Source organism: Streptomyces sp. CoH27, from assembly GCF_020181035.1.
In the GTDB taxonomy this organism is placed as follows: domain Bacteria; phylum Actinomycetota; class Actinomycetes; order Streptomycetales; family Streptomycetaceae; genus Streptomyces; species Streptomyces camelliae.
In genome coordinates this window covers 66,870-88,981 of sequence record NZ_JAIQYY010000005.1, presented here as the reverse complement: position 1 = coordinate 88,981, position 22,112 = coordinate 66,870, and the positions used below count along the sequence as shown (strand labels likewise).

The window sequence follows — 22,112 nt, the reverse complement described above, 5'->3', positions numbered from 1 at the left end:
CCTGTGAAGAAATCCGGCAGAGGCCGCAGACGGGCGGTCATAGCCTTCCCCGTCGCGGCACTGACCCTGTCCCTCCCTTTCATCGCGTCCCCTTCCGCGGGTGCGTCGACGCGTCCACGCCTCGTCGCGATCGAGAAGAAGCAGGAAACTCTCGACCAGAAGCAGGGAACTCTCGACCAGAGGCAGGAAACCCTCGACAAGATCGCCGGCCGGATCACCGAGGGACTCTCCGAATCGGACCGCGCCAGGATTCCCGGCTTCACCGACATCGAAGTCGATCCCCTCCACAACAGCCTGCGTCTGCACTGGAAGGGCAACCCGCCGCAGCGGGTACGGCGCATCCTCGCCCACCTGCCCGAGGGCGTGCACGCCTCGGTGATTCCGGCCCGCTACTCCAAGGCCGATCTGCACGCGGCCCGGAACAGGCTTCTTCGCGGCAGAAAGCCCGCGGATCTGCACATCGCCGGCACGTCGGCCCCCCTCCGCATCACCAGCATCGGCCCCGCGGTCGACGGCAGCGGACTGCGGATCGGCTACGACGAAGACCGGGGCGTGGGCAAGAGCGACCGGATGGACCCGCTGGCGTCGGCCGCTCGCCAGGACAGGTCGCGTGAGGTCAAGACCGCCACCGACCGCCTGACCGGAGTCCGCACCACCGTGGTCTACCAGCCGCTGAGCGTGGACCTCTCCTCCCGACAGGAGGACGACACCCCGTGGCACGGCGGGGCGGCCCTGCGCAACCCCGGCGGGGGCGTCTGCTCCAGTGCGTTCAGCGTCAAGACCTCCGACGGACGGTACGAGCTCAGCGCGGCCTACCACTGCGACGGCAGCGGCGGTGTGTGGCACACCTACTGGGGCGGAAGGCTCATCGGCACCACCGACAACGCCCAGCGACTCGCGTCGGATGACGCCCTGGGCATCAGCCTGCCGTCCGGACAGTCCGCCGGGCGTCTGTACGACGGTCCGGCGAACGAGACCGACGGGTACTCCAAGCCCGTCTCCGGCTGGGGCCACAACAACGTGGGCGACTACGTCTGCACCGACGGCGCCAACTCGGGTGTGCACTGCGGCGTGCAGATCTCCGCGACGGACATCGGGGTCACCGGAGCGAACGGCGTCTACCGGCCGGACACGGACCTCGCCTATGCCACGTCACGTACGAAGGACCACATCGCGGCGGCGAACGGCGACAGCGGCGGACCGGTCTTCGCCGGCGTGAACAACTTCACCTCCGACGAGGCACGCGGCATGATCACAGCCCTCGACCGCACGGTCACCTGCCCGTCGTCCGAGTACGTCCTCGACAGCGGCGTGCGCACGCCGTGGTGCGTCCAGGGTGTGTACTTCGTACCGATCTTCCAGACCCTGCAGGACATGCACTGGACCCTGGTGACCCAGTGACCGCCGGCTGAGCGACCGGTGGGGCGCCGGTCCGGACCGGCGGCCCACCACACGTACGGAGGAACGTGACCGTGACCGAGAAACGCCGACGGCGCCTGTGCGCGGCCGCGGCACTGGTCTGCCTGATCGCGGCAGTGGCCGGCTGGACACTCTGGGATCGCTCGCACGTCTACGACACGTCCGTACCCGGCGATGTGCTGATCAGCGCCGACGGACGCACTCTGACCACCCCGGTGATCTGGACCGGCTGCGAGGACAAGCCTCGCCTGGTGGTCCACGAATCCGCCCGGACGGTCTCGCTGGAACTGGAGCGCAAGCGGCACGCCGGGCTGCCCGAGAACACCGCATGCGTCGGCAGCGGAGGAGAAGACGGCCAGCAGCTGCTCACCACGATCCTGGACCACCCCCTCGGCGCGAGGACGCTCTCCGACGCCGTCTCCCACGAGACCATCAGCCCCTTCGAGGCCACCCGCCTCGCCCGCCCCCGCTACCTCCCCAAGGGCTACACACCGTCCGACAGACCTCTCGGGCCGGGCGACGTCACGACGCCCCCGTACCGGCGCGCTCGAACACCCTCCTGGACGGTCACCTACCTCCGGAACCCCGGCCAGGGAGGGGGCAGGGGCTCCCTGAGCATCTCCCAGACCACCGGGCGGATCACCGGCAGACCGGGAACCCCGCCGGGTGGGTGGTCTCTGACCTGGTACGCCGCCGGATACACCATCAGTGTCCAGGCAGCGGACCGGCAGCTGACCGAGGACGAGTTCCGAGAAGTCACCGATCACGTCAGCCCGTGATCATCACGAATCCATCACCTCTTCTACACATTCCTCACAGATCTAGCCCCGCCGGGCTACCGTCGTCGCTCCAGAAACATCCCAGGGGGGGGACGAATGACCAGCCCATACATACCGCCGCCACCCACCCCACCGGTCCGCCCGGCTCCCAAGTGGGCCCGGAAGCGCTACGTACTGCCCGTGATCGGCTTCGCCTTCTTCCTGGGAATCGGCGCGGGCGGCGGCGGTCAGCACAGCGACGGCAACAGCGTGAAGACGGCGGCCAGCCAACCCCGGCCGACCGCGACCGTCACCGCCACCACCACCGCCACGGCGACAGCCACCGCGAAGCCCGCACCTGGACCGACCGTGACGAAGACGGTCAAAGCGACGGTGACGGTCACCGCCCAGGCGTCGACCGACAACAGCTCCGGTTCCGGTTCCGGTGACGGCAGCTCAGGCGGTACTGGCAGCCAGAGCGCAGCGGGCACCTGCTCCATCGTCTCCAACGCGGGGAACTGCTACTCCGCCGGCGAGTTCTGCCGCAACAGCGACCACGGAGCGACGACGACGGACGCCTCCGGCACGAGCATCACATGTGCCCTCAGTGGGAGCAGATGGCGCTGGACCTACTCCTGAGCGGTGAGGCAGGCCGAAGAGCGCTGACCTTCGCGTTCCGACTTCACCGCTAGAGCGGTCGCGTACCGCCTGCCTTCAGCCCAGGTGCCACAGCGCATACACCGCGACGAGCAGGAGAAGTCCCGCGCCTGCCATGACAGCACCCAGGAAGCGCAGATACCCGGCAGACGCGAAAAGGTTCGGAGCGCCGCCGAGACGGCCCATCGCCCACGTCTCCTCGATCCTGCGCCGAATCCGTTCGGCTCTGCGCGTGGTGATCCCCCGCACATCGAACGCCCAACTCAATCCGCACCACAGGAAAACCATGCCGCCCACGGCGAAGACGATGTCGATCAGCGGGGACGGTCCGTGTGCCCCAGCGGCGAGGTGCTGCAATTTCTTGGTGTTCCTTTCGTTGTTCCCCGCCTCGGTCGGTCCCGGATTCCATAGGGCGTCCACGTCGATCAGGCACGGGCGTGAGGAGAGGGTGATCTCATCCTCTCCGAGGGATCAGCGGAGGCATGGCCCCACAGTCGCTGACGGTGTCCACCTGGAGTCGCTCACGTCAACCGGTCCAGTACGGCTGCCACTCGGTCTCGCAGTTCTTCGTCGGTCAGGTCGTCCGGATCTCTGAGGTCAGGATCGATGCTGTAGTCCTCCAACGTGTAGAAGACCTCGTCCAGCGCGTTCTCCATGGCCTCACCCAGACGCTCGCCCGCGTCCATGGCCCGGCGCCGCTCGTCGAGCCACCGTCTGGCGAAGGAGGGGCCGTCGATCGAACGGGACGCGAGAGAGCGCATCAGATCGATCTGTTGTCCGGTATGGCTGGTAGCGGAGGCTTCCTCAGCCGATTTGAAGGCCCTGGTCTGTGGAGGGTAGTGGCCGGAGACGACAGAGAGTTCCGCTGCGCCCGTGGGGCTTCTGCGAGCGTAGCGCTGGAATTCCGCCCGGGCTCTGTCAGTGCCCTCGGCCACAGCGCCTCTCATGAACTCCAGGCTTCCTGCCGCCAGGGCGTAGCTGCCTCGGCACAGCACAGCCCCCAGGAAGTTGTCCGCGACCAGCAACAAGCCTGGCGTGTCCGGCCACTGTGCGCTGACAACGAGGAGCGCGTCCGGTTCGGCAGGAGCGGTGACCGCTGGCTGCTCGGCGAACTTCTCGTCGAGGGGCACCCCGAAGACGGCTGCGGCACCAGTCTCCCGCGCTCCCGCCGCCACTCGCTCAACAGTCTCTCGCCCCAGTGGGAGGTGCGCGGTCAGCGGAGCAACCGAGACGGCCTGCACACGTGCGAGCCAGTCCTCACGGAAATTCCCTGTATCGGATAGGACGGTCTCGATCACGTCACGGTTCTTGATCTGCGGCACTGCAGGTCCTTACGTAAGGAAGCCCTTTTGGACAATGCTCTGGAACTGTTTGTCGCTCAGTTTCCAGGCTGACCAGAACTTACCGTCGCTGTGCAGCATGACCATCTTCCGTGTGGTCGGGTCGATGAAGCCCACGGCCTGTCCCTGTCCTCGGTAGTCGTACCGGTAGATCTTGGTGTCCGGGGCGAGCATGTGGTCTCGCATGGCCTGCTGGAACTGAGACAGAGTCTGTTTGTTCCGACTTCCAGTGACGCCGAAGTCCTGCGCGTGGCTGTCGAACTTCTTACTCATCACCTTCTGACTGCTGAAGTCGGCCCGCTGCTCCCATTGAGCCTTGGCACAGGGCGCGAGCCCCAGAGCGTCGGTCCATCCGAGAGGGTTGTCGACGTAGCTGTAGGGATTGGGCGCTGGTTCGAGACCCAGCGGGTCCGAGGTCAGGTACGTGCCTGTTTCCGGATCGTAGTACCGGAAGTAGTTGTAGTGCAGACCGCTCTCGCGATCGGCGTAGTGGCCCGGATACCGCAGCGGACACGTTGGCGTGGTGCTGTCGTCCGCCGGGGACGGCATCCTGGTTCCCCACAAAGTGGTGCGTTGCTGCCAGGCCAGAACGCCGGACGCGGAGACCAGTTCCGTGGGGGAGCCCACGGAGTCCGTCACCACGGCATAAAAGCGTGTCGCGCGATCGGGGTCCGACTCCTCGGCCAGCCGGGCGAGGAAGGACGCGTCGACGCTGACAGAGGAGGCTCTGTGCTCGGTCTGAGCCACCGGACGATGCGTGCCCGGCTCGTAGTCCCAGGTTATGACCTGAGAGTTCGGGCCGAGCTGTTCGGCCAGACGGGTGTCGTCCCAGGAGAAGTCCACGCGGTCGGCCGCTGATCCGCCTTCCGTCACGCGGTACTTCGAGACGCGGCGGCCCAGCGGATCGTACACATACCGCCACCGCTCACCGTCCGGAGCAACAGCCTCGGTCAGGCGGTCCTCGGCGTTCCAGGTGTACGTCCAGCTGCGTGTCTGACCGTTCAGGAGCTTGCGGGTTCTGCGGATCAGACGGCCCTGAACGTCGTACTCGTATGCTGTGCGTCCCGCACGCCGGACGAGCGTGCCCTCGAACTCGCGATCGCCGGAGGCATTGTGGCCAGGGGCTTCCGCCTGAACGAGGTTACCCAGTGTGTCGTATGCGTAGGTTTCCGACCACCCAAGGGCGCGTATCCCCGTGACCCGGCCCATTCCGTCAAGGTCGAAGTGCCGGGTACCTGACGTCAGTTCCCGTATTTCCGTCACATAGCCGTCTGCTCGGTATGCGTAGGAGCGATGCTGCAGGAGGCTGTCCGCTCCAGCAGTCGACGCAACCGATGTCAAGGACTGGGAGGTCAGCCGTCCAGTGGCGTTCCAGCCCTGGGCAAGTGTCACGGCTTCGCAGATACGACGCTCCGTCTCGCGGCCCGCAGCGTCATACGAGAAGTCGAGCGAGCCCGCTTGGGAATGCAGGCCGGCGGGAAGACCGGTCGGTCCGTACGTCCAGTCGGATGTGAGTCCCGAGGGTGTGACACGGCGGGTGCAGCGTCCGATGGGGTCGTATGCGAACGTCGTCGTGCGGTCATCGACTGTTTCCGACAGGACCCGTCCGAGAGCGTCCCGCTTCAGCGCGATCTCGGCGTCGGCGTTCACTGCGCGGGACAGCATGCCGTCCGGGCCGTACGTGTACGTCGTGGCCCTGCCCATGGGGGCATGTTGCTCCACTACACGCCCCAGCGCGTCCCGCACGAAGCGCAGGGTCTCGCCCGCGTTGTTGGTGCGGGAGACCAGACGGCCCGCCGCGTCGTGTGCGTACGTCAGTGTCCGCCCGTTGAAGTCCCTCTCTTCGACGAGGAGCCCGCTCTCGTCGTAGCGGTACGTCCAGGTCTGCCCCTGGGGGTTGGTGACGCCGGTCAGCCGCAGCTCGGTGTCATGGGTGAATGCGTACTGCGCGCCGTCCGGGTCTGTCCGCGTCCCAGGAACGTCGAAGTGTGCGGCGGTCTGGTGGGTGGTGTTGCCTGCCGGATCCGTGTGGCTGCGCAGGTTCCCCTCGCCGTCCCATGTCCAGGACTCGCGCGTGCCGTCCGCGTACTCCCGCCACTCCGGCTTGCCCTCGGTCGTCCAGCCCATGCGGGTGGTGTGGCCCAACGGGTCGGTCACCGCGATGACCCTGCCGAAGGAATCCCGGAGGACCTTGGTCGTGTGACCCAGTTCGTCGGTCAGGGCGACAGGGAGACCCGCCTGGTCGTACGCCACTGTGCGGGTATGGTCCAAGGCGTCGGTGATCGCCGTCGGGCGTCCGGCCGTGTCGCACGTGTATCTGGTCTCGGCACCGGTCGGGTCCACCGTCGTCAGCAGGTTGCCCCGCTCGTCGTAGGTGTGATGCCAGGTCGCGCCGCCCGGCTCGATGACCTGCGTCGGCAGGCGCAGCGCGCTGTACGTCGCCCGGGCCACCGAGCCGTCCGGCAGGGTGAGTTCGGTGAGGTTGCCGGCGTCGTCATAGGTGTACCGGGTCGTGTGCCCCAGCGGGTCGGTCACCGCGAGTGGTCGGGTTCCGTGCTCGTCCCATTCGGTGCGAGTGACGTGGCCGAGCGGGTCGGTCTCCGCCACGACCATGCCCTCGGCGTTGTACTGGTGGACGGAGACACGGCCTTGGGAGTCCGTGTACCTCGTGGTGCGGTTCGCGTCGTCGTAGTCCACGGTGCCGGACAGGATGCCGTCGACGCCCTCGGTGCGGACCACCCGGCCGCGTTCGTCGTAGACGTATCCGAACCAGGTGCCGTTGCGGTCGGTCCAGCGGGTGACGCGTCCCTCCGTGTCGTAGGTGAAGCGCAGAGGCTCGCCGCTGGAGTTGATGACCTCGGTGAGGTTGCCGGAGGCGTCGTAGCCGTAACGCATGACGACCGTGCCCTCGTCGGTCGCGGTGCCCGGGCGGTAGCGGGAGGGCGGCTCGTCCAGCAGGCGCAGGGCGGTGATGCGGGGGCCCTGGGTGTCGACGGCGACGTAGTAGCCGCCGGAGTGACGGATGCCGAACGGGATGCCTTCGTCGTCGCGTTCGACGTCGATGCGGTTGCCGTTGCGGTCGCTCCAGGAGTCCAGGGCCAGGTGGAACACGCCGAAGGTGGGTGAGGGGACGGGGGCGGCGAAGGTGCGGGTCACGCCCGTCGACGGGTCGGTGACCGTCATCGCGCCGTCCGGCTTGCCGTCCCACTCCAGGGGCCAGCGTGCGCCCTTCACCGGCATCGTCGGCACGCCCGGCTCCGGCACCGGGTACACCAGGCGCATGCCGTCGGCAGCGGCGAAGACGACGCCCTCGCCGTCGATCTGGAGGCACTCGTCCAGGGTGGAGATCCAGGTCGGGCCGAAGCAGACGCCGCCCCGGTAGGAGGAGAGGTGGGTGCGGGTGAACTCCAGCGGCAGACTGCCTGGCAGCGTGAGGTCTGTCTGCGTCATCAGCATGGCGCCGGTCGCCACGTCGATCGGCTCGCCCACGCACGGCATGTCGTCGGCGTTGCGGGCCGCCGTGCCCAGGTCTACCAGGTCCGGGCGGAGCGACGGCGGGCGCAGCAGCAGCGGGGTGGTGTCGGCAAGGCCGCCTTCCATGCTCGCCTTCAGCAGGCCGTCGCCCGCTCCGAACGCGCCGCCGAAGATCATGCCGTCCTCGGCGGCCTTGTTGACCTCGTCCAGGCTGAAGCCGTGCTGCAGACCCGCCGCCATCTGCAGCGGCTGGGCCACGGCAGCGTCGATGGTGACCGACTCGACCCCGCCGAACCCGACACCGACGAAAGCGCCTCCGATGATGTCGGCCACCACGGCGGAGACCCCGACGCCGATCGTGGCGCCGAACTCGATGACCGCGTCCGCCGCCGCGGCCGCCGCACCCGAGGCGATCCCCGCGGTGAGCACTGCCAGCGCGATCCCGCCCGCGATCACGGCAGCGTCGATGGCGATCCGCGCCCAGAGCTTGTTGATCGCGTCATCGATGGCGTCGGCGAACTTGTCCAAGAAGTTGGCCATGTCCCGCGAGGATTCCGCGAGGTCGCTCAGCCAGCCGCTGTGCTGGTCGGTGGCGTAGCGGCCCCAGAACTTGCGGAACGCCTCGATCGACTCACCCGTGTTGTTGTGGATGATCGCTGACGCGCTGCGGTGCACAGGGGAACGGACGTCATCCACCGAATGCGCGAACGCGCGCCAGGCTTTCGCCGCGTCCCGCAGTTTGCCGGGGTCGGCCTCCGGCCACCACAGGCCCATGTCGAGAAGGATGTGGCGGGCTTTGGACTCAACGCTCACCGGCACCGTCGCTCTGCTTGGGGGTCTTCACTTCAGTGAACATGCCGGCGACGAGCTGGTCGTGGTCCACGTGCCCGTCGGCCATGTCGACCATGGCCTCGTGAATGCTCGTCAGGCCGAGCACCAGGATGCCCGCCGCGCTCTCGATCTTCTTCTGGTGCGGCTTGTAGACGCCGCCGAACTGGTTGCCTTGATCGTCATGGCCCCAGGGCTCACCGAGGCCGTCCAAGGTCTTGATGAGAGTGGTCAGAGCCTTGCTCAGATCGATCGCCCCCTGGTGGAAGGCCGGTGCCGCCGCCTTGATGTCGGCGGTCTTGATGTCCAGCACCTTGCCCGGGACTTTGCCGTCACCCATCGCTGCCGTCTCCCCCCGGTTCGCAACCGCGGCTTCCGACCCTAGGGGAGGCGGGCCAAGGGAAGGTCATGGAAAAGATATGCGCAGGCAATCAACGTTGGGATTGCGCATCGGTCAGGTCGAGTTTGCTCGAAGCCGCTCCTCAAGCGTCGGCTTCGCCACCGCCGACCGCGTAGCGGAGGAAGTCCGCCCAGGTGGTGGGGGTGACGGTGAGGTGGGGGGTGGTGGGGGTTTTGGAGTCGCGGATGTGGATGGTGGTGGGGGTGGGGGCGATTTCGACGCAGTTCGAGCCATCGGGGCTGTAGGTGGACTTCTGCCAATGGAGTTCGGACACGGTTACCTCAGACGGTCTTTGCGATGCGGTGGATCAGGTCACGAGACTCTGCAGGTTCGAGCGCGTTCTCCTCCATGCGGTTGATGACGAGCCGGTACTTTTCCAACTGTGCCTCGGCATCGAGGAACTCACAGCCATGGTGGGTATCCAACTGAACCGTATCGAGCTGCGGCACCGGCCCCGCCAGGTAGTCGACGGACTGCCCATTGCCGGGGAAGGAGCCATAGCCGAACGGCATGACCTTCACGGTCACGTGCTCCAACTCGCTCATGTCGAGTAGATGCTTGAGCTGAGCGCGCACTGTGGCGGCACCGCCGTATTCCATGTGCAGTGCGCACTCGTGGATCACCGCCGTGTACGAGGGCGGGTTGTCCCGGTGAAGGATCTCCTGCCGCTTGATCCGGTGGCTGACCCGGTGCTCGATTTCGTACTGCCGCAGCGCTGGCACGGCCTCGTTGAAGAGGGCCCGGGCGTGGTCGGTTGTCTGAAGCAGCGCAGGGATGTGGACCACCAGGGCAACACGCACTGCCACCGCGTGGTATTCCAACTCGGCAAGATCGATGAAGCCGACGGGCAGGTGGTCGCGGTAGCTGTCCCACCAGCCGCGAGTACGTCGACCTGTCATCGAGGCGAGTGCGTCTACGAGTTCTTCGTCGGAGCAGGCGTAAGCGCGTGCCATGGAGCGCAGCCGATCGGCGCTGATGGGAGTGCGGCCGGTTTCGATCATGCTGACGCGCGCCTGGTTGACGCCGAGGACTTCGGCGGCACCCGTGGCAGTGAGTCCAGCCCGCTCACGCAATTTGCGCAGCTCTGCACCCAGCCGTCGCTGTCGGAGCGTAGGGCTGTTGGTGGGCGGCACGCCCCCTCCTTCCTGGCCGCGACGCGGCGCTGCGCTCCCTCACACGAGTGAAGCATGGATGCTTTCATCGCATTCCGTTAGATGCATCTAACCATCTGCTCTACGGTGATTGTGCACCGCCCAACTCCCCCCACCCCCAAGCCGGAAGCGCACCTCCCCAGGCAAAGCCACCGCAGGTGGAGATGGTTGAGCGAGCCCGAAGTCCCTTCTCTCGTCGGAGGTTTTCATGGGCACCGTATCCCTGCCCGACACCTGGGTGTACGCGCTTCGCCTACCCCATGATCCCCGCGCGGCACGTGTCGCACGTATGACCGTACGGGCAGTACTCAGCGGGCATGGGAGACCCGAAGTGCTGGACGCCGTCGAGCTGTTGGCATCCGAGCTGGTCAGCAACGCCTACCGGCACACCGTGCGGGCCCGCCTCCCTACGGCTCACGGCCCTCGCCGGCGGGCGGATCCGGGTGGCGGTCTGGGACAGTCATCCGCGTATCCCCGCGCCCTTTGGCGAGCCGCCGAAAGACCAGCTGCCGCCCCTCCCTGCGGACGCCGAATGCGGGCGTGGGCTGCGGCTCGTGCCGCACTACGCCGACTGCTGGGGCGGCCTCCGTGTCGGTGACGGGCCGTTGGAGCGGGGCGCCGGGAAGCTGCTGTGGTTCGAGGTGGGAGGCCAGCCGATCCCCGTGGCGCCCAGTACCGTGGGGCGCAGGAAGCTGAGCGTGTGAGCACAGGGAGCCGCCTCGTGATGACACAACCGGACCACGGCCATGAGCTGATTCCCCGCCCCGAGCGAACCCCGGCGGCGGTTCGCATCGCGCTGGCACGCATCGCCCCGCACCGACTGGGTGAAATGGAGCAGTACAAGGAGCAGGCTCTCGGGGCCGCTCTCCAGGACGGAAAGATCGGCCATCTCCAGTACTGGCTGACCTACTGGCAGGCACAGGTGGAGATCGAACGGCGCCCTGACCTGCGTTCCCGTTACCAGACCGCCCTCATCGCCGTGCACAACACAGACAGTAAGGACGCCCCTGGCTTCCGGGCGGCCATGGCAGAACTCCGCGCCGTCGAGACGGAGGCCCGGCAGGCGGTGTCCTCATGACCTGGCGATGGGAGTACGACCCGGACGAGGAGTACGTCATCGGTGGCGCTCCGCCTGCCTTCGTCGCCGAGGTCGAGAAGCAGGCCGACGAGCCGGTGCGGGCTGCGGCCGCGTTCTACCTCGACGGCGCCTCGTACCAGGAAGCGGGCCCGAAGGGCAACGTCGCGCATGTCCCCGGCGGATTCTTCCTGTACTTGATCGTCCCGAGGCACGAGTGCCTGTACATCCACCAAGCGACGTACCTGTGAGGAGCAGCCAAGCCCCCCTCACACGTCCGCGTACTTCGCATCCGCCGCCGGATCCAACGCCAGCCGATACCCCCGCTTGACCACCGTCTGGATCAGCTTCGGCGCCCCCAGAGCCGTGCGGAGACGGGCCATCGCCGTTTCCACCGCATGCTCGTCCCGGCCCGCGCCCGGCAAAGCGCGCAGCAGGTCCGACCTCGGCACCACCCACCCAGGGCGGCGGGCCAGAGCGCGCAGCAGGGACATCCCCGCCGGCGGGACCGGCTTGAGGTCGCCGTCGACCAGGACCGCGTGGCCCCGGATCTCCACCCGGTGCCCCGCAATCGGCAGCGCCCTCGCCCTGCCCGGGAGTTCCTGGCAGAGCAACTGAACCAGCGGGCCCAGGCGGAAGCGTTCCGGTTGGACCGTGTCCACGCCGTGCGCCTGCAAGGGCAGTGCCGTCACCGGGCCCACGCAGGCCGGCAGGACGTCGTGGGAGAGGGCTGACAGCAGTTCCGGCAGCAGGCCCTTGTCCTCCGCCCGAGACAGCAGGGACGCCGCCGCCGGGGCGCTCGTGAAGGTCAGGGCGTCCACCGAGCGTGCCACCGTCGCGTCCAGCAGGCGGTCCAGCGGGGCCGTGTCCTCCGGGGGCATCCAGCGGTACACCGGGACCGGGAGCACCTCCGCGCCACCGGCACGCAAAGACTCCACGAAGCCCGGCAACGGCTCACCGTGCAGTTGCACCGCGATACGGCGGCCCTCCACGCCCTCCTCCAGCAGGCGGTCCAGGACCTCCGCCATGGACTCCGAGGACGGGGACCACTCCTCCGTCAGGCCCGCGGCGCGAATCGCGCCCTTGACCTTCGGGCCCCGCGCCAGCAGTTCCGCCTCGCGGAGCCGGTCGAGCAGCGGGTCGCCCAGGCCCCAGCCCTCCGCCGCCTCCACCCAGCCCCGGAAGCCGATGGCCGTCGTGGCCACGACCACGTCCGGGACCTGGTCGATGATCTCCTTCGTCGAGGCGAGGAGCTCCCCGTCGTCGGCGAGCGGCACGATCCGCAGGGCGGGCGCGTGCAGGACGGCGGCCCCGCGCCGCTGGAGCAGGGCGCCCAGCTCCTCGGCCCGGCGCGCGGCGGTGACGCCCACGGTGAAGCCCGCGAGCGGACCGTGCTCCGGGTGCTGCTCTTCGTCGTACATGGCTCGGCTCTCCTTGCTGACCGGCACGCCCCGTCTGACCGGTTTGCCGATCGAGCCTGTCAACAGCGCGTGACAGGCTCGGTTCGACTGCATTGCACCGGTGTTACGTCACACTTCCGCGTAGCTGAGCTGCGGCTTTGTCTCCGCAGTCGCCTCCGTTACAGCCTGCCCCGCCGGGCGGCGAAGGTATACGGCCCACGTCAGCGCGAAGCAGACGCCGTAGAAGGCGAGGAAGGCGACGAACGCGCCCGTCCCCGAGCCGTAGGAGAGGAAGGACTGGCGGAAGGCCATGTTGATGCCGACGCCGCCCAGCGCGCCCACCGCGCCGATCAGGCCCATCGAGGCACCGGACAGGCGGCGGCCGTAGGACACCGCCTCCTCCCCTTCGAGCCCCTTGGCCAGCGCCTTCGTCTGGAAGATGCCGGGGATCATCTTGTACGTCGAGCCGTTGCCCAGGCCGCTCAGCACGAACAGCACCACGAAGACGCTCACGAACAGTGGCAGGGACTTCTGCATGCTCGCGACGACCAGGATCGCCGTCGCCGCCGCCATGCCCACGTAGTTCCACAGCGTGATGCGGGCGCCGCCGTAGCGGTCGGCCAGCCAGCCGCCGACCGGGCGGATGAGCGAACCGAGCAGCGGGCCGATGAAGGTGAGGTACGCCGCCTGGAGCGGGGTGCGGCCGAACTGGTTCGTCAGGACCTGGCCGAAGGCGAAGCTGTAGCCGATGAACGAGCCGAACGTGCCGATGTAGAGGAAGGACATGATCCAGGTGTGGGCGTCCTTCGCCGCGTCCTTCGCCGCGCCGGTGTCGTTCTTCACCGACGACAGGTTGTCCATGAACACCGAGGCCAGTACGGCGGCCACGACGATCAGCGGGATGTAGATGCCCAGCAGCAGCCTCGGGCCGCCGTTCGCGCCGATGATCGCCAGCGCCACCAGCTGGATGACCGGCACGCCGATGTTGCCGCCGCCCGCGTTGAGGCCCAGCGCCCAGCCCTTCTTCTTCAGCGGGAAGAAGGCGTTGATGTTGGTCATGGAGGAGGCGAAGTTGCCGCCGCCGATGCCCGCGAGGAGGCCGACCAGCAGGAACGTGTTGAAGGACGTGCCCGGCTTCATCACCGCGTACGCGGCCACCGTCGGCACCAGCAGCAGGCTCGCCGAGATGATCGTCCAGTTACGGCCGCCGAACACCGCCACCGCGAAGGTGTACGGGACGCGGACCACGGCGCCGACCAGCGTGACCATCGAGGTCAGCAGGAACTTGTCGGCGGGGGTCAGGCCGTACTTCGGGCCCATGAAGAGGACCAGGACGGACCACAGGGTCCAGACCGAGAAGCCGATGTGCTCCGACAGCACCGAGAACCACAGGTTGCGGCGGGCGATCCTCTCACCGGTCGCCTTCCAGAATCCCTCGTCCTCCGGATCCCACTGCTCGATCCAGCGGCCACTGCGACGGGGTACGGCTGGGGCTGTCATCACGCCTCCACGGGGCTCCGGCTGCTCGGTCTGCCTAGGTCATACGGCGGTCCGCTATACGACTGACTGAGGCCGAAGGTAGGGAGGGCGCGTTTCCGCGCTGTGGCTCTGGGTGACCGGGAAGGAACTTTGCTCTCACTCACGGGGAGGGGGACCCGTGAGGGGAGCCGGGACCGCGTCAGGACGCGATGCGGTACCGGTGCTCCGGCCGGCCCGTCGCCCCGTAGCGCAGGATCAGGCGGACCGTTCCTTCCTTGACGAGGTAGGAGAGGTAGCGCTGGGCCGTGGCCCGGGAGACCCCGGTCAGCTCGGCGGCCTCGGCGGCGGACAGATCGCGGTGGGCGGTGCGCAGCGTCTGCTGGACCAGGGCGAGCGTGGGCGCCGAGTGCCCCTTGGCCGGGACCCGGGGCACGGCGGGCGGCCGTACCGCGCTGAACAGGGCGTCCACATCGGCCTGTTCGGTCTCCGTGGTCTCCCCGAGGGTGTCGACGCGGTGCTGGAGCTCGCGGTACGCGGTGAGCCGTTCCGCCAGGTCGGCGGCGCCGAAGGGCTTGACCAGGTAGCCGACCGCCCCGAGCTTCATGGCGGTGCGGACCGAGGCGATGTCCCGGTCCGCCGTGATCACGAAGGCGTCGGGGCGGGCGCCGCCCGCGTCCCCGGTGAGCCGGCGCAGCACGTCCAGTCCGCTGCCGTCGGGCAGGAAGATGTCGAGCAGCAGCAGGTCGGGGCGCAGATCGTGCACCGCCTGGAGAGCGTCGGCCACGCTCGCCGCCTCGCCCACCACCTCGTACCCCCGGACCCGGGACACGTAGTCACAATGAATGTGGCTGACCCGGAAGTCGTCGTCCACGACCAGGGTGCGGATCATCAGCGGTCACCTCCTCCCACGGACAGCGTCTTCCTTCCCCCGGTCGTCACAGGATCCGGCAGGGGCAGTCGTACGGTGAAGACCGCGCCCGGCCCCTCGCTGACGGTGATCGTGCCGCCGTGCCGCGACACCAGGCGGTGGACCAGGGCCAGGCCCAGGCCGCGCCGGGCGGTGCCCCGGTCGGGGCGGGTCGACCAGCCGTCCTCGAAGATCGAGTCCCGGGCGCCGGGCGGGACGCCGGGGCCGGTGTCGGCCACCAGTACGGTCGTCGCCTGCTCGTCCTCGGTGAGCGTGAGCCGCACCGCGCGTCCGCCCGCCGGGGGCGGTCCGTCGGCCGCCGCGTCGATCGCGTTGTCCAGCAGATTGCCGACGATCGTCAGCAGCCGGGGCAGATGCGGCGGGTCCTCGCCCAGCGCCGAGCCGGTGTCCAGCTCGACCCACACCCCGCGCTCGGCGGCCACCGTCGTCTTGGCCACGACCAGACCGACCATCAGCGGGTTGCCGATCCGCTTGCGCACGGACTCGGTGAGCGCCTGCCCGGCACCGGCCGACTCCACGGCCACCTCGTACGCGTCGTCGTACGCCCCGATGTCCAGCAGCCCGGCGAGCGTGTGCATCCGGTTGGTGAACTCGTGCTGCTGTGCTCGAAGGGCGTCCGTCAGACCGCGTACGGAGTCCAGCTCCCGCAGAAGCCCGACCAGCTCGGTGCGGTCCCGGACGGTCACCACCGCACCCAGCTCCCGCCCGTGCAGGGTCACCGGCATCCGGTTGACGACCAGGCAGTGCTCGTCGGTCAGCACGCTGATGTCGGTGCCGGTCACGGTGCCGTCCAGGGCCCGGCGCAGCCGTCCGTCGGGCAGGACCTGGTCGAGGGTGCTGCCGAGCGCGGTGCGCAGGCCGAGCAGTCGGCGTGCCTCGTCGTTCACCACGCTGATCCTGCCGTCCGGGTTGAAGGCGATGACGCCCTCGCGGATGCCGTGCAGCATCGCCTCACGGTCCTGCAGCAGCCCGGCGATCTCCTCCAGCTCCAGCCCGAACGTGGTCCGCTTCAGCCGCCCGGCCAGCAGGAAGGCGGCCACCGAACCGATTGCGGTGGCGATCGCGGTGTACAGGGCGAAGGTGGGCAGCTCGCGCCAGAGCTCGCCGAGGACGTCGTTCTCCGGGATGCCCACCGACACCTCGCCGACCAGCTCGCCCGTCGGCCCGTACAGCGGGACTCTGCCGTTGGCGGACCGTCCGGTGGCGCCCTGGTCGGTGCCGACGTGCGGCCGGCCGTCCCGGGCCACGACCGGCTCGGTCACCGGCGAGCCGATCAGCCGCGGAATGGGGTGCGAGTGGCGGATTCCGTTCAGGTCGATGACCACGACGTACGACGCCCCCGACGACTGCCGGATGCGCTCGGCGACGGCCTGTACCACGGCGCCACCCCCGCCGTCCTGCATGGCCCGCCGGATCTGCGGGTCGGCGGCCGTCGTCTTGGCGATGGCGACGGCCCGCTCCTCGTAGGTGCGGTCGAGCGCCGAGCGCTGTGCGAAGGCGAACAGGACGAAGCCGATGAGGCCCGTGAGCGCCAGGATGGCGAGCTGGCTGACGAGGATCCGCGCGGACAGTCTCCCCTTTCCGCCGCGCCCGATCCGTATGCGAATGGGAGTCACAGGTGCCTCTTCGCCCCTGTTCCGATCGGTGCCGGGCCGGCCCTGACGCCGGACCCCTGGTGGCGTGATTGTGCCTGATGGCCGGAATTCTGCCCACCCCCGTTTCACTGAGCAGAACGAGCAGAACCCCGGTTTACGCGGCTTTCGCGGGATACCTCGGAAACAGCGACGTAACACCGGATGGCCTCTAGCGTCTGCCTTCACCCGCTCCCGACGAGGTGCGGAACTCGACCCGACGAGGTGTGGAACCCGCCCCTCAAGGTGTGGAAGGAGACGGCCCCCCATGGCTTCGCGCAACGATGTCGCGAAGAGCCCGATCACCGGTACGGCAACCGCAGGCGCAGCAGCGCGTGAGGATGCGCGCGTCGAGATCTCCGGGCTCACCAAGCGATTCATGACCCCTGCCGGTGAGGTGTTCACGGCGCTGCAAGACGTGTCGTTCACCGTGGAGCCCGGCCAGTTCTGCGCGGTGGTCGGACCCACCGGCTGCGGCAAGTCGACCACGCTGAGCATGGTCTCCGGGCTCGACCGGCCCAGCGAGGGCTCGGTGAAGGTCGGCGGCCGCGAGGTGGACGGCATCACCGACGGCGTCAGCTTCATGTTCCAGGCCGATGCGCTGCTGCCCTGGAAGACCGTCCTCGGCAATGTGCTGATGGGCCCGATCTTCCGTGGCGTGCCCAAGCAGCAGGCGCAGGCCTCGGCCCGGGACTGGCTGCGCCGGGTCGGCCTCTCCGGATTCGAGGACCGCTATCCGCACCAGCTCTCCGGCGGTATGCGCAAGCGCGTGGCGATGGCCGCGGCGCTGATCAACGAGCCCAAGATCCTGATCATGGACGAGCCGTTCGGCGCCCTGGACGTGCAGACCAAGGCGATCATGTCGACCGAGCTGCTGGGCCTGTGGGAGCAGATCCGGCCGTCCGTCATCTTCATCACCCACGACCTCGACGAGGCCGTGGCGCTCGCCGACCGGGTCGTGGTGATGACCTCCAGCCCCGGTTCGGTCAAGGCGGTCTTCGACATCGACCTGCCCCGCCCCCGCGGCTCCGTCCAGGAGATCCGCTTCCAGCCCCGCTTCATCGAACTCCAGCACCAGATCTGGGACACGCTGCGCGAAGAGGTCGAGCGCGCGTACGCACGCACGGCAGGAGAGAAGGCATGAGCACGACCACCGCTTCCGCCGCGCAGGCCAAAGACGGCGGGCAGACCTCGGCGGCCGCCGCCGCCAAGCGGGCCGTCCGGCGACGCGTCGCCTCGGTATGGGCGGGCCGTCTGGGCCTCGCGGTCTTCATCATCGGCGGCTGGCAGGCGTTCACCACCTGGGGCATCGTCGACCCGTTCTTCTTCGGACAGCCGTCGGGCATCTGGAAGCGCCTGATCGACCTCTTCCAGCACGGCACCGAGTTCGGCTCCTTCTACTCCAACATCTGGACCACCATCCAGGAAGCGCTCATCGGCTTCGCCGCCGGTTCCGTCGCCGGTGTCATCTTCGGCGTCGCGCTCGGCCAGAGCCGGTTCCTCTCCGACGTGCTCGGGCCCTACATCAAGATGGTCAACGCGATCCCGCGTATCGTCCTCGGCTCGATCTTCATCGTCGCCTTCGGTGTCGGCGTGACCCCGAAGATCCTGCTCGCCGCCGTGCTGGTCTTCTTCATCGTCTTCTTCAACGCCTTCCAGGGCGTCCGCGAGGTCGACCGGAACGTCCTCGCCAACGCCAAGGTGCTCGGCGCCTCCCGGCTGCAGATCACCCAGCACGTCATCGTGCCCTCCGCGCTGACCTGGATCATCGCCAGCCTCCACAGCGCCTTCGGCTTCGCCATCGTCGGCGCGCTGGTCGGTGAGGTGCTCGGCGCGCAGAGCGGCCTCGGCCTGGTCATCAAGACCGCGCAGAACCAGTTCGACCCCAACGGCGTGTTCGCCACGATGCTCGTCATCTCGGTCATCGTGCTGGGCGCGGAGTGGCTGATCGCCAAGCTCGAACACCGGCTGCTGTCCTGGCGCCCGCCGGCCCCCTCCGAGGCCAACTCCCTCTGAGCCCCCCACCCGCAACTCCCCCCTCCCCCCTCCCCGCGTCCCCATGCATGTCCGAAAGGGAAGAGCCGCCATGCTGAAAAGAGTCCTCACCGCATCGATCGTCACCGCCCTCACCTTCGGCGCGGCCACCGCGTGTTCCAGCAGCTCCGGCAGCTCCGGCTCGTCCGGCTCCGGTGGCACCCCGACCGTCAAGATCATGGTCGGCGGCATCGACAAGCAGATCTACCTGCCCTACCAGCTCGCCCAGCAGCTCGGCTTCTACAAGAAGTACGGCGTCAACGTCGAGCTGAGCACCGAGCAGGACGGCGGCACCGGCGCCGAGGACGCCATGGCCTCGGGACAGGTCGACATGGCCGGCGCCTGGTACAACCACACGATCGACTTCCAGGCCAAGGGCAAGGCGGTCGAGGACGTCATCCAGCTGTCCGGCGCGCCGGGCGAGCGGGAGATGTGCACCCCGAAGAGCGGCGTCCAGTCGGCCGCCGACTTCAAGGGCAAGACGGTCGGCGTCACCGACCTGGGTTCGGGCACCGACACCCTCACCAAGTTCCTGGCCGCCAAGAAGGGCCTCAAGACCAGCGACTTCAGCCGGATCGGCGTGGGCGCGGGCTCCACCGCCGTCGCCGCGCTCCAGAACGGCAAGACCGCCTGCGTCATGACGACGCAGCCGACGGTCGCCGCGATCGAGAAGAAGGGCATCGGCACCTCCGCGATCGACCTGGCCACCACCCAGGGCGCCACCGCCGCGCTGGGCAGCGCCTGGCCGGCCGCCAGCGTCATCGCCCGGACCGACTGGGTGAACTCGCACAAGGATGCGACGCAGAAGGTCGTCGACGCCCTTGTGGCCACCATGCACTGGATCAACACGCACACCGCGGCCGACATCGCCGACAAGCTGCCGCAGTCGTTCGTGCAGAACCAGCTGGTGACCAAGGCCGACTACATCGCGGCCCTGACCCAGGACAAGGGGCAGTTCCTCCCGGACGGCCTCATGCCGGCCGGCGGTCCGAAGACGGTCCTGGCGACCGAGGAGATGGTCGGCAACGCCACCTCCTCGATCGACCTGAGCAAGACGTTCACCAACGACTTCGTGGTGCAGGCCAACAAGCTGGAGGGCTTCAAGACCACCACGACCCCGGCGGGCGCGAACGGCTGACCTTCAACACCCTGACGGGGCCGCCCGGTCGACTACGACCCGGGCGGCCCCGTCATCTCGTCCACCGCCGGCAACCAGCTCCCGCGCGGCCGCCGCAGCCACCCTTCCGCCGCCGCGATCTCCGCCGCCGCCCGCCGCAGCGCGTCCAGCCCCGGATGCACCAGCCCCCTGCGCCACACCAGCGACACCGGCGACAGCGGAACGGGGTCGATCAGGGGCCGTAGCACCGTGCGGGGCAGGGGCGGGAAGTCGACCACGGCCAGGATCGGATGGCCGTTCTTGCCCATGATCCGCTCGAACTCCTCGTCCCCGACGGCCAGCGGCAGGGGCGGGGCGAGCCGGATGCCGTGCTCCGCGAAGAGGCGGGACGCCAGGTCGGTCCACTCCGGGGTGCGCGGGTTGCCGGCGCCGGCGTACACCGTCTCCCCGGCCAGCGCGGACACCGGCAGCGGCGCCTCGGGCAGCGCGGCCAGGAGGTGGTCCTCGGGGAGGATCACGGCCATCGGCTCATAGCGCAGCGGCTGTGGGGAGAGCCCCGACCGCAGCGCCGGGTCCAGGCCGGCGAACCGGCCGAAGGAGACGTCCAGCCGGCCGGCGAGGATGAGCTCGGCCGCCCCGGTCAGACCGCTCTCGTAGCGGGCCATCAGCTCGCAGTCGGGGGCGAGTTCCCGGGCCCGGTGCAGCACCCGGCGGCCGGTGACCAGGCCCGGCGAGTTGAGGTCCACCAGCAGCGGGCGGGCCTGCCCGAAAACGGCCAGCAGCTCGTCCTGCGCCGCGAGGACCCGGCGGGCGTACGGCAGCAGGCGCTCGCCGTCGGCCGTCAGCGTCACCCGCCGGGTGCTGCGCAGGAACAGCTCGGCGCCCAACTCCCGCTCCAGCCGCCGTACATGACGGCTGAGCGCCTGCTGGGCGACGTACAGCCGGGCGGCGGCCCGGGTGAAGTGCAGTTCCTCGGCGACGGCGACGAAGGCGCGCAGGAGTCTCGGCTCTATGTCGGCGGGCAGGGCGGGCATGACGGGGAATTTACAACACGGGTGCGTGAATCGGCGCCGAGCAGGTGTTGGACCCCTTGATCCCCTCCGGGCGAGGGTGGATCCATGCCCCCTCTCATATCCGCACCGGCGCGGCAGAGCGCCTACCGCCGGCTCTTCTCCCTCCCCGGCACCCGTGCCTTCACCAGCGGCAATCTGCTCGCCCGGCTGCCCATGGGCATGTTCAGCGTGAGCGCCGTCGTGATGATCGCCGGGTCCCGGGGCTCGTACGCCCTCGCCGGCGCCGTCACCGCGACCGGGCTCGCGGTGACCGGACTCGCCGGGCCGTGGATCGCCCGCCTGATCGACCGGTACGGGCAGGCCCGGATCGCCGTGCCCGCCACGCTCGTCGCCGTGCTCGGCAGCCTCGCGCTGCTGCTGTGCGTGCGCTACGACGCCCCCGACTGGACCCTGTTCACCGCCTACGCCGCGACCGCGACCACCCCCAACATCGGCGGGCTGTCCCGCGCCCGCTGGGCCCATCTGCTGCGCGACGACCCGGGCGCGCTGCACACCGCCAACTCCTTCGAACAGGCCGCCGACGAGCTGTGCTTCATGCTCGGCCCGGTGCTCGCGTCCTTCCTGACCGGCACGTTCTTCCCGGAGGCGGGCACCCTCACCGGGGCGGCGCTGCTGCTCGCCGGGATGCTGCTGTTCACCGCGCAGCGCGCCACCGAGCCGCCGGTGCGGGCCGTCCGCTCCACCAGGGCACCGCTGCGCAGCCCGGGGATCCCGCCGCTGCTGGCCTGCTTCGTCGCCACCGGCGCGGTGTTCGGCTCGATGGAGGTCGGCACGATCGCCTACGCCGACGCGCACGGGCATCGCGCGGTGGCCGGCGCCGTGCTCGCACTCCAGGCTGCGGGCTCCTGCGCGGCGGGCCTGGTGTTCGGCGCACGGAAACCGGCCGGGGTGCGGCTGGGTCACTGTCTGGCCGTCATGGCTGTCCTGATGACGCTGCCGTGGGCGGCCGCCGGGGTGGCCGGTTCGCTGCCGGCGCTCGCCGGCGCGCTGCTGGTCGCGGGCATGGCGACCGCGCCGACGATGGTGACGGCGATGACCCTGGTGCAGCGGCGCACCCCGGCCGACCGGCTCAACGAGGGCATGAGCCTGGTGGTGACCGGGCTGCTCACCGGCATCGCCTGCGGCTCGGCCACGGGCGGCTGGGCCGCCCAGCACCTCTCCCCCGCCACCGCCCTCGCCGTCCCGGCCGCCGCGGCCACGCTCGCGCTGCTCATCCACGCCTCGTCGACACGGCTCAGTCGAACCGCTTGCACCGATTCCTGACAGATCTGTTGACCACCGCACAGCGCCCGCATACGGTCCTTCGTCGAAGCGCTTCGACATCGCGAATCACTCGGATTCGACTCCT

20 protein-coding genes and 1 pseudogene are annotated in these 22,112 nt (G+C 69.1%); 10 read left to right on the top strand and 11 right to left on the bottom strand.

Annotated features, from left to right (window positions below; genetic code table 11):
• Positions 1–3: 3 nt before the first annotated feature.
• The 3 genes from LE548_RS09240 to LE548_RS09230 all read left to right on the top strand — a co-directional run bounded on the left by LE548_RS09240 (position 4) and on the right by LE548_RS09230 (position 2,816).
• Positions 4–1,401, top strand: coding sequence for a S1 family peptidase (locus tag LE548_RS09240; protein ID WP_225096186.1), 1,398 nt, complete (start codon positions 4–6; stop codon positions 1,399–1,401).
• A 71-nt stretch (positions 1,402–1,472) separates the two neighbouring features.
• Positions 1,473–2,198 carry a hypothetical protein gene (locus LE548_RS09235; protein ID WP_225096185.1) on the top strand — a complete coding sequence of 242 codons (726 nt, stop codon included), beginning with the start codon at positions 1,473–1,475 and terminating at the stop codon, positions 2,196–2,198.
• A 96-nt stretch (positions 2,199–2,294) separates the two neighbouring features.
• On the top strand, positions 2,295–2,816 hold the full coding sequence (locus LE548_RS09230; protein ID WP_225096184.1) for a hypothetical protein: 522 nt from the start codon (positions 2,295–2,297) through the stop codon (positions 2,814–2,816).
• Positions 2,817–2,891: 75 nt separating this feature from the next.
• On the opposite strand, the gene LE548_RS09225 is transcribed toward LE548_RS09230, so the two are convergent.
• The 6 genes from LE548_RS09225 to LE548_RS09200 form a co-directional block, all read right to left on the bottom strand.
• Complete coding sequence (locus LE548_RS09225; protein ID WP_225096183.1) at positions 2,892–3,254, bottom strand: hypothetical protein; 363 nt, start codon at positions 3,252–3,254, stop codon at positions 2,892–2,894.
• Positions 3,255–3,355: 101 nt separating this feature from the next.
• Positions 3,356–4,156, bottom strand: a complete 801-nt coding sequence (locus LE548_RS45975; protein WP_225096182.1) for a colicin immunity domain-containing protein — start codon at positions 4,154–4,156, stop codon at positions 3,356–3,358.
• Between the two features lie 9 nt (positions 4,157–4,165).
• Complete coding sequence (locus LE548_RS09215; protein ID WP_308030086.1) at positions 4,166–8,461, bottom strand: DUF6531 domain-containing protein; 4,296 nt, start codon at positions 8,459–8,461, stop codon at positions 4,166–4,168.
• Positions 8,451–8,816, bottom strand: a complete 366-nt coding sequence (locus LE548_RS09210; RefSeq protein WP_225096181.1) for a WXG100 family type VII secretion target — start codon at positions 8,814–8,816, stop codon at positions 8,451–8,453. The genes LE548_RS09215 and LE548_RS09210 overlap by 11 nt, the downstream gene beginning before the upstream one ends.
• 142 nt (positions 8,817–8,958) lie before the next feature.
• Positions 8,959–9,150: a DUF397 domain-containing protein gene (locus LE548_RS09205; RefSeq protein WP_225096180.1), complete on the bottom strand. Its 192-nt coding sequence runs from the start codon at positions 9,148–9,150 to the stop codon at positions 8,959–8,961.
• Between the two features lie 7 nt (positions 9,151–9,157).
• Positions 9,158–10,009 (bottom strand): helix-turn-helix transcriptional regulator, encoded by an 852-nt coding sequence (locus tag LE548_RS09200; protein WP_225096179.1) that lies wholly within the window; start codon positions 10,007–10,009, stop codon positions 9,158–9,160.
• 226 nt (positions 10,010–10,235) lie between these two features.
• On the opposite strand from LE548_RS09200, the pseudogene LE548_RS09195 reads away from it, so the two are divergent.
• The 3 genes and pseudogenes from LE548_RS09195 (at position 10,236) to LE548_RS09185 (ending at position 11,353) form a co-directional block, all read left to right on the top strand.
• Positions 10,236–10,731: pseudogene (locus LE548_RS09195) on the top strand (ATP-binding protein).
• 20 nt (positions 10,732–10,751) lie between these two features.
• Positions 10,752–11,105 (top strand): hypothetical protein, encoded by a 354-nt coding sequence (locus tag LE548_RS09190; protein ID WP_225096178.1) that lies wholly within the window; start codon positions 10,752–10,754, stop codon positions 11,103–11,105.
• The gene (locus LE548_RS09185) at positions 11,102–11,353 is read left to right on the top strand and encodes a hypothetical protein (RefSeq protein ID WP_225096177.1); all 252 of its coding nucleotides are present in this window, start codon (positions 11,102–11,104) and stop codon (positions 11,351–11,353) included. The genes LE548_RS09190 and LE548_RS09185 overlap by 4 nt, the downstream gene beginning before the upstream one ends.
• A gap of 18 nt (positions 11,354–11,371) precedes the next feature.
• On the opposite strand, the gene LE548_RS09180 is transcribed toward LE548_RS09185, so the two are convergent.
• The 4 genes from LE548_RS09180 to LE548_RS09165 form a co-directional block, all read right to left on the bottom strand.
• A complete protein-coding gene (locus LE548_RS09180) occupies positions 11,372–12,523 on the bottom strand; it encodes a uroporphyrinogen-III synthase (protein ID WP_225096176.1) in 1,152 nt (383 codons plus the stop codon).
• A 108-nt stretch (positions 12,524–12,631) separates the two neighbouring features.
• Positions 12,632–14,002 carry a NarK/NasA family nitrate transporter gene (locus LE548_RS09175; RefSeq protein ID WP_225096175.1) on the bottom strand — a complete coding sequence of 457 codons (1,371 nt, stop codon included), beginning with the start codon at positions 14,000–14,002 and terminating at the stop codon, positions 12,632–12,634.
• Positions 14,003–14,180: 178 nt separating this feature from the next.
• Positions 14,181–14,870: a response regulator gene (locus LE548_RS09170; protein ID WP_225096174.1), complete on the bottom strand. Its 690-nt coding sequence runs from the start codon at positions 14,868–14,870 to the stop codon at positions 14,181–14,183.
• Positions 14,870–16,525, bottom strand: coding sequence for a sensor histidine kinase (locus LE548_RS09165; protein ID WP_308030084.1), 1,656 nt, complete (start codon positions 16,523–16,525; stop codon positions 14,870–14,872). Before LE548_RS09165 ends, LE548_RS09170 begins: the two co-directional genes overlap by 1 nt.
• Before the next feature lie 394 nt (positions 16,526–16,919).
• Here LE548_RS09165 and LE548_RS09160 point away from each other — a divergent pair, with 394 nt between their 5' ends.
• From LE548_RS09160 to LE548_RS09150, 3 genes are all read left to right on the top strand, one after another.
• A complete protein-coding gene (locus LE548_RS09160; RefSeq protein ID WP_225096442.1) occupies positions 16,920–17,684 on the top strand; it encodes an ABC transporter ATP-binding protein in 765 nt (254 codons plus the stop codon).
• Positions 17,681–18,556 (top strand): ABC transporter permease, encoded by an 876-nt coding sequence (locus tag LE548_RS09155; protein WP_225096173.1) that lies wholly within the window; start codon positions 17,681–17,683, stop codon positions 18,554–18,556. The genes LE548_RS09160 and LE548_RS09155 overlap by 4 nt, the downstream gene beginning before the upstream one ends.
• Positions 18,557–18,626: 70 nt before the next feature.
• Positions 18,627–19,712, top strand: coding sequence for an ABC transporter substrate-binding protein (locus LE548_RS09150; protein ID WP_225096172.1), 1,086 nt, complete (start codon positions 18,627–18,629; stop codon positions 19,710–19,712).
• A 32-nt stretch (positions 19,713–19,744) separates the two neighbouring features.
• Here the strand turns inward: LE548_RS09150 and LE548_RS09145 are convergent, their stop codons facing one another.
• The gene (locus LE548_RS09145) at positions 19,745–20,725 is read right to left on the bottom strand and encodes a LysR family transcriptional regulator (RefSeq protein WP_225096171.1); all 981 of its coding nucleotides are present in this window, start codon (positions 20,723–20,725) and stop codon (positions 19,745–19,747) included.
• Positions 20,726–20,809: 84 nt separating this feature from the next.
• Between LE548_RS09145 and LE548_RS09140 the strand changes: the two genes are divergently transcribed.
• A complete protein-coding gene (locus LE548_RS09140) occupies positions 20,810–22,027 on the top strand; it encodes an MFS transporter (protein WP_225096170.1) in 1,218 nt (405 codons plus the stop codon).
• Positions 22,028–22,112: the final 85 nt, after the last annotated feature.

What these genes read in the sequence shown, in the direction of transcription:
- LE548_RS09230 (WP_225096184.1), top strand. Translation starts at nt 2,295, where the DNA reads ATGACCAGCCCATACATACCGCCGCCACCCACCCCACCGGTCCGCCCG.
- LE548_RS09210 (WP_225096181.1), bottom strand. Translation starts at nt 8,816, where the DNA reads ATGGGTGACGGCAAAGTCCCGGGCAAGGTGCTGGACATCAAGACCGCC.
- LE548_RS09190 (WP_225096178.1), top strand. Translation starts at nt 10,752, where the DNA reads ATGACACAACCGGACCACGGCCATGAGCTGATTCCCCGCCCCGAGCGA.
- LE548_RS09185 (WP_225096177.1), top strand. Translation starts at nt 11,102, where the DNA reads ATGACCTGGCGATGGGAGTACGACCCGGACGAGGAGTACGTCATCGGT.
- LE548_RS09180 (WP_225096176.1), bottom strand. Translation starts at nt 12,523, where the DNA reads ATGTACGACGAAGAGCAGCACCCGGAGCACGGTCCGCTCGCGGGCTTC.
- LE548_RS09175 (WP_225096175.1), bottom strand. Translation starts at nt 14,002, where the DNA reads ATGACAGCCCCAGCCGTACCCCGTCGCAGTGGCCGCTGGATCGAGCAG.
- LE548_RS09170 (WP_225096174.1), bottom strand. Translation starts at nt 14,870, where the DNA reads ATGATCCGCACCCTGGTCGTGGACGACGACTTCCGGGTCAGCCACATT.
- LE548_RS09160 (WP_225096442.1), top strand. Translation starts at nt 16,920, where the DNA reads ATGACCCCTGCCGGTGAGGTGTTCACGGCGCTGCAAGACGTGTCGTTC.
- LE548_RS09155 (WP_225096173.1), top strand. Translation starts at nt 17,681, where the DNA reads ATGAGCACGACCACCGCTTCCGCCGCGCAGGCCAAAGACGGCGGGCAG.
- LE548_RS09150 (WP_225096172.1), top strand. Translation starts at nt 18,627, where the DNA reads ATGCTGAAAAGAGTCCTCACCGCATCGATCGTCACCGCCCTCACCTTC.
- LE548_RS09145 (WP_225096171.1), bottom strand. Translation starts at nt 20,725, where the DNA reads ATGCCCGCCCTGCCCGCCGACATAGAGCCGAGACTCCTGCGCGCCTTC.
- LE548_RS09140 (WP_225096170.1), top strand. Translation starts at nt 20,810, where the DNA reads ATGCCCCCTCTCATATCCGCACCGGCGCGGCAGAGCGCCTACCGCCGG.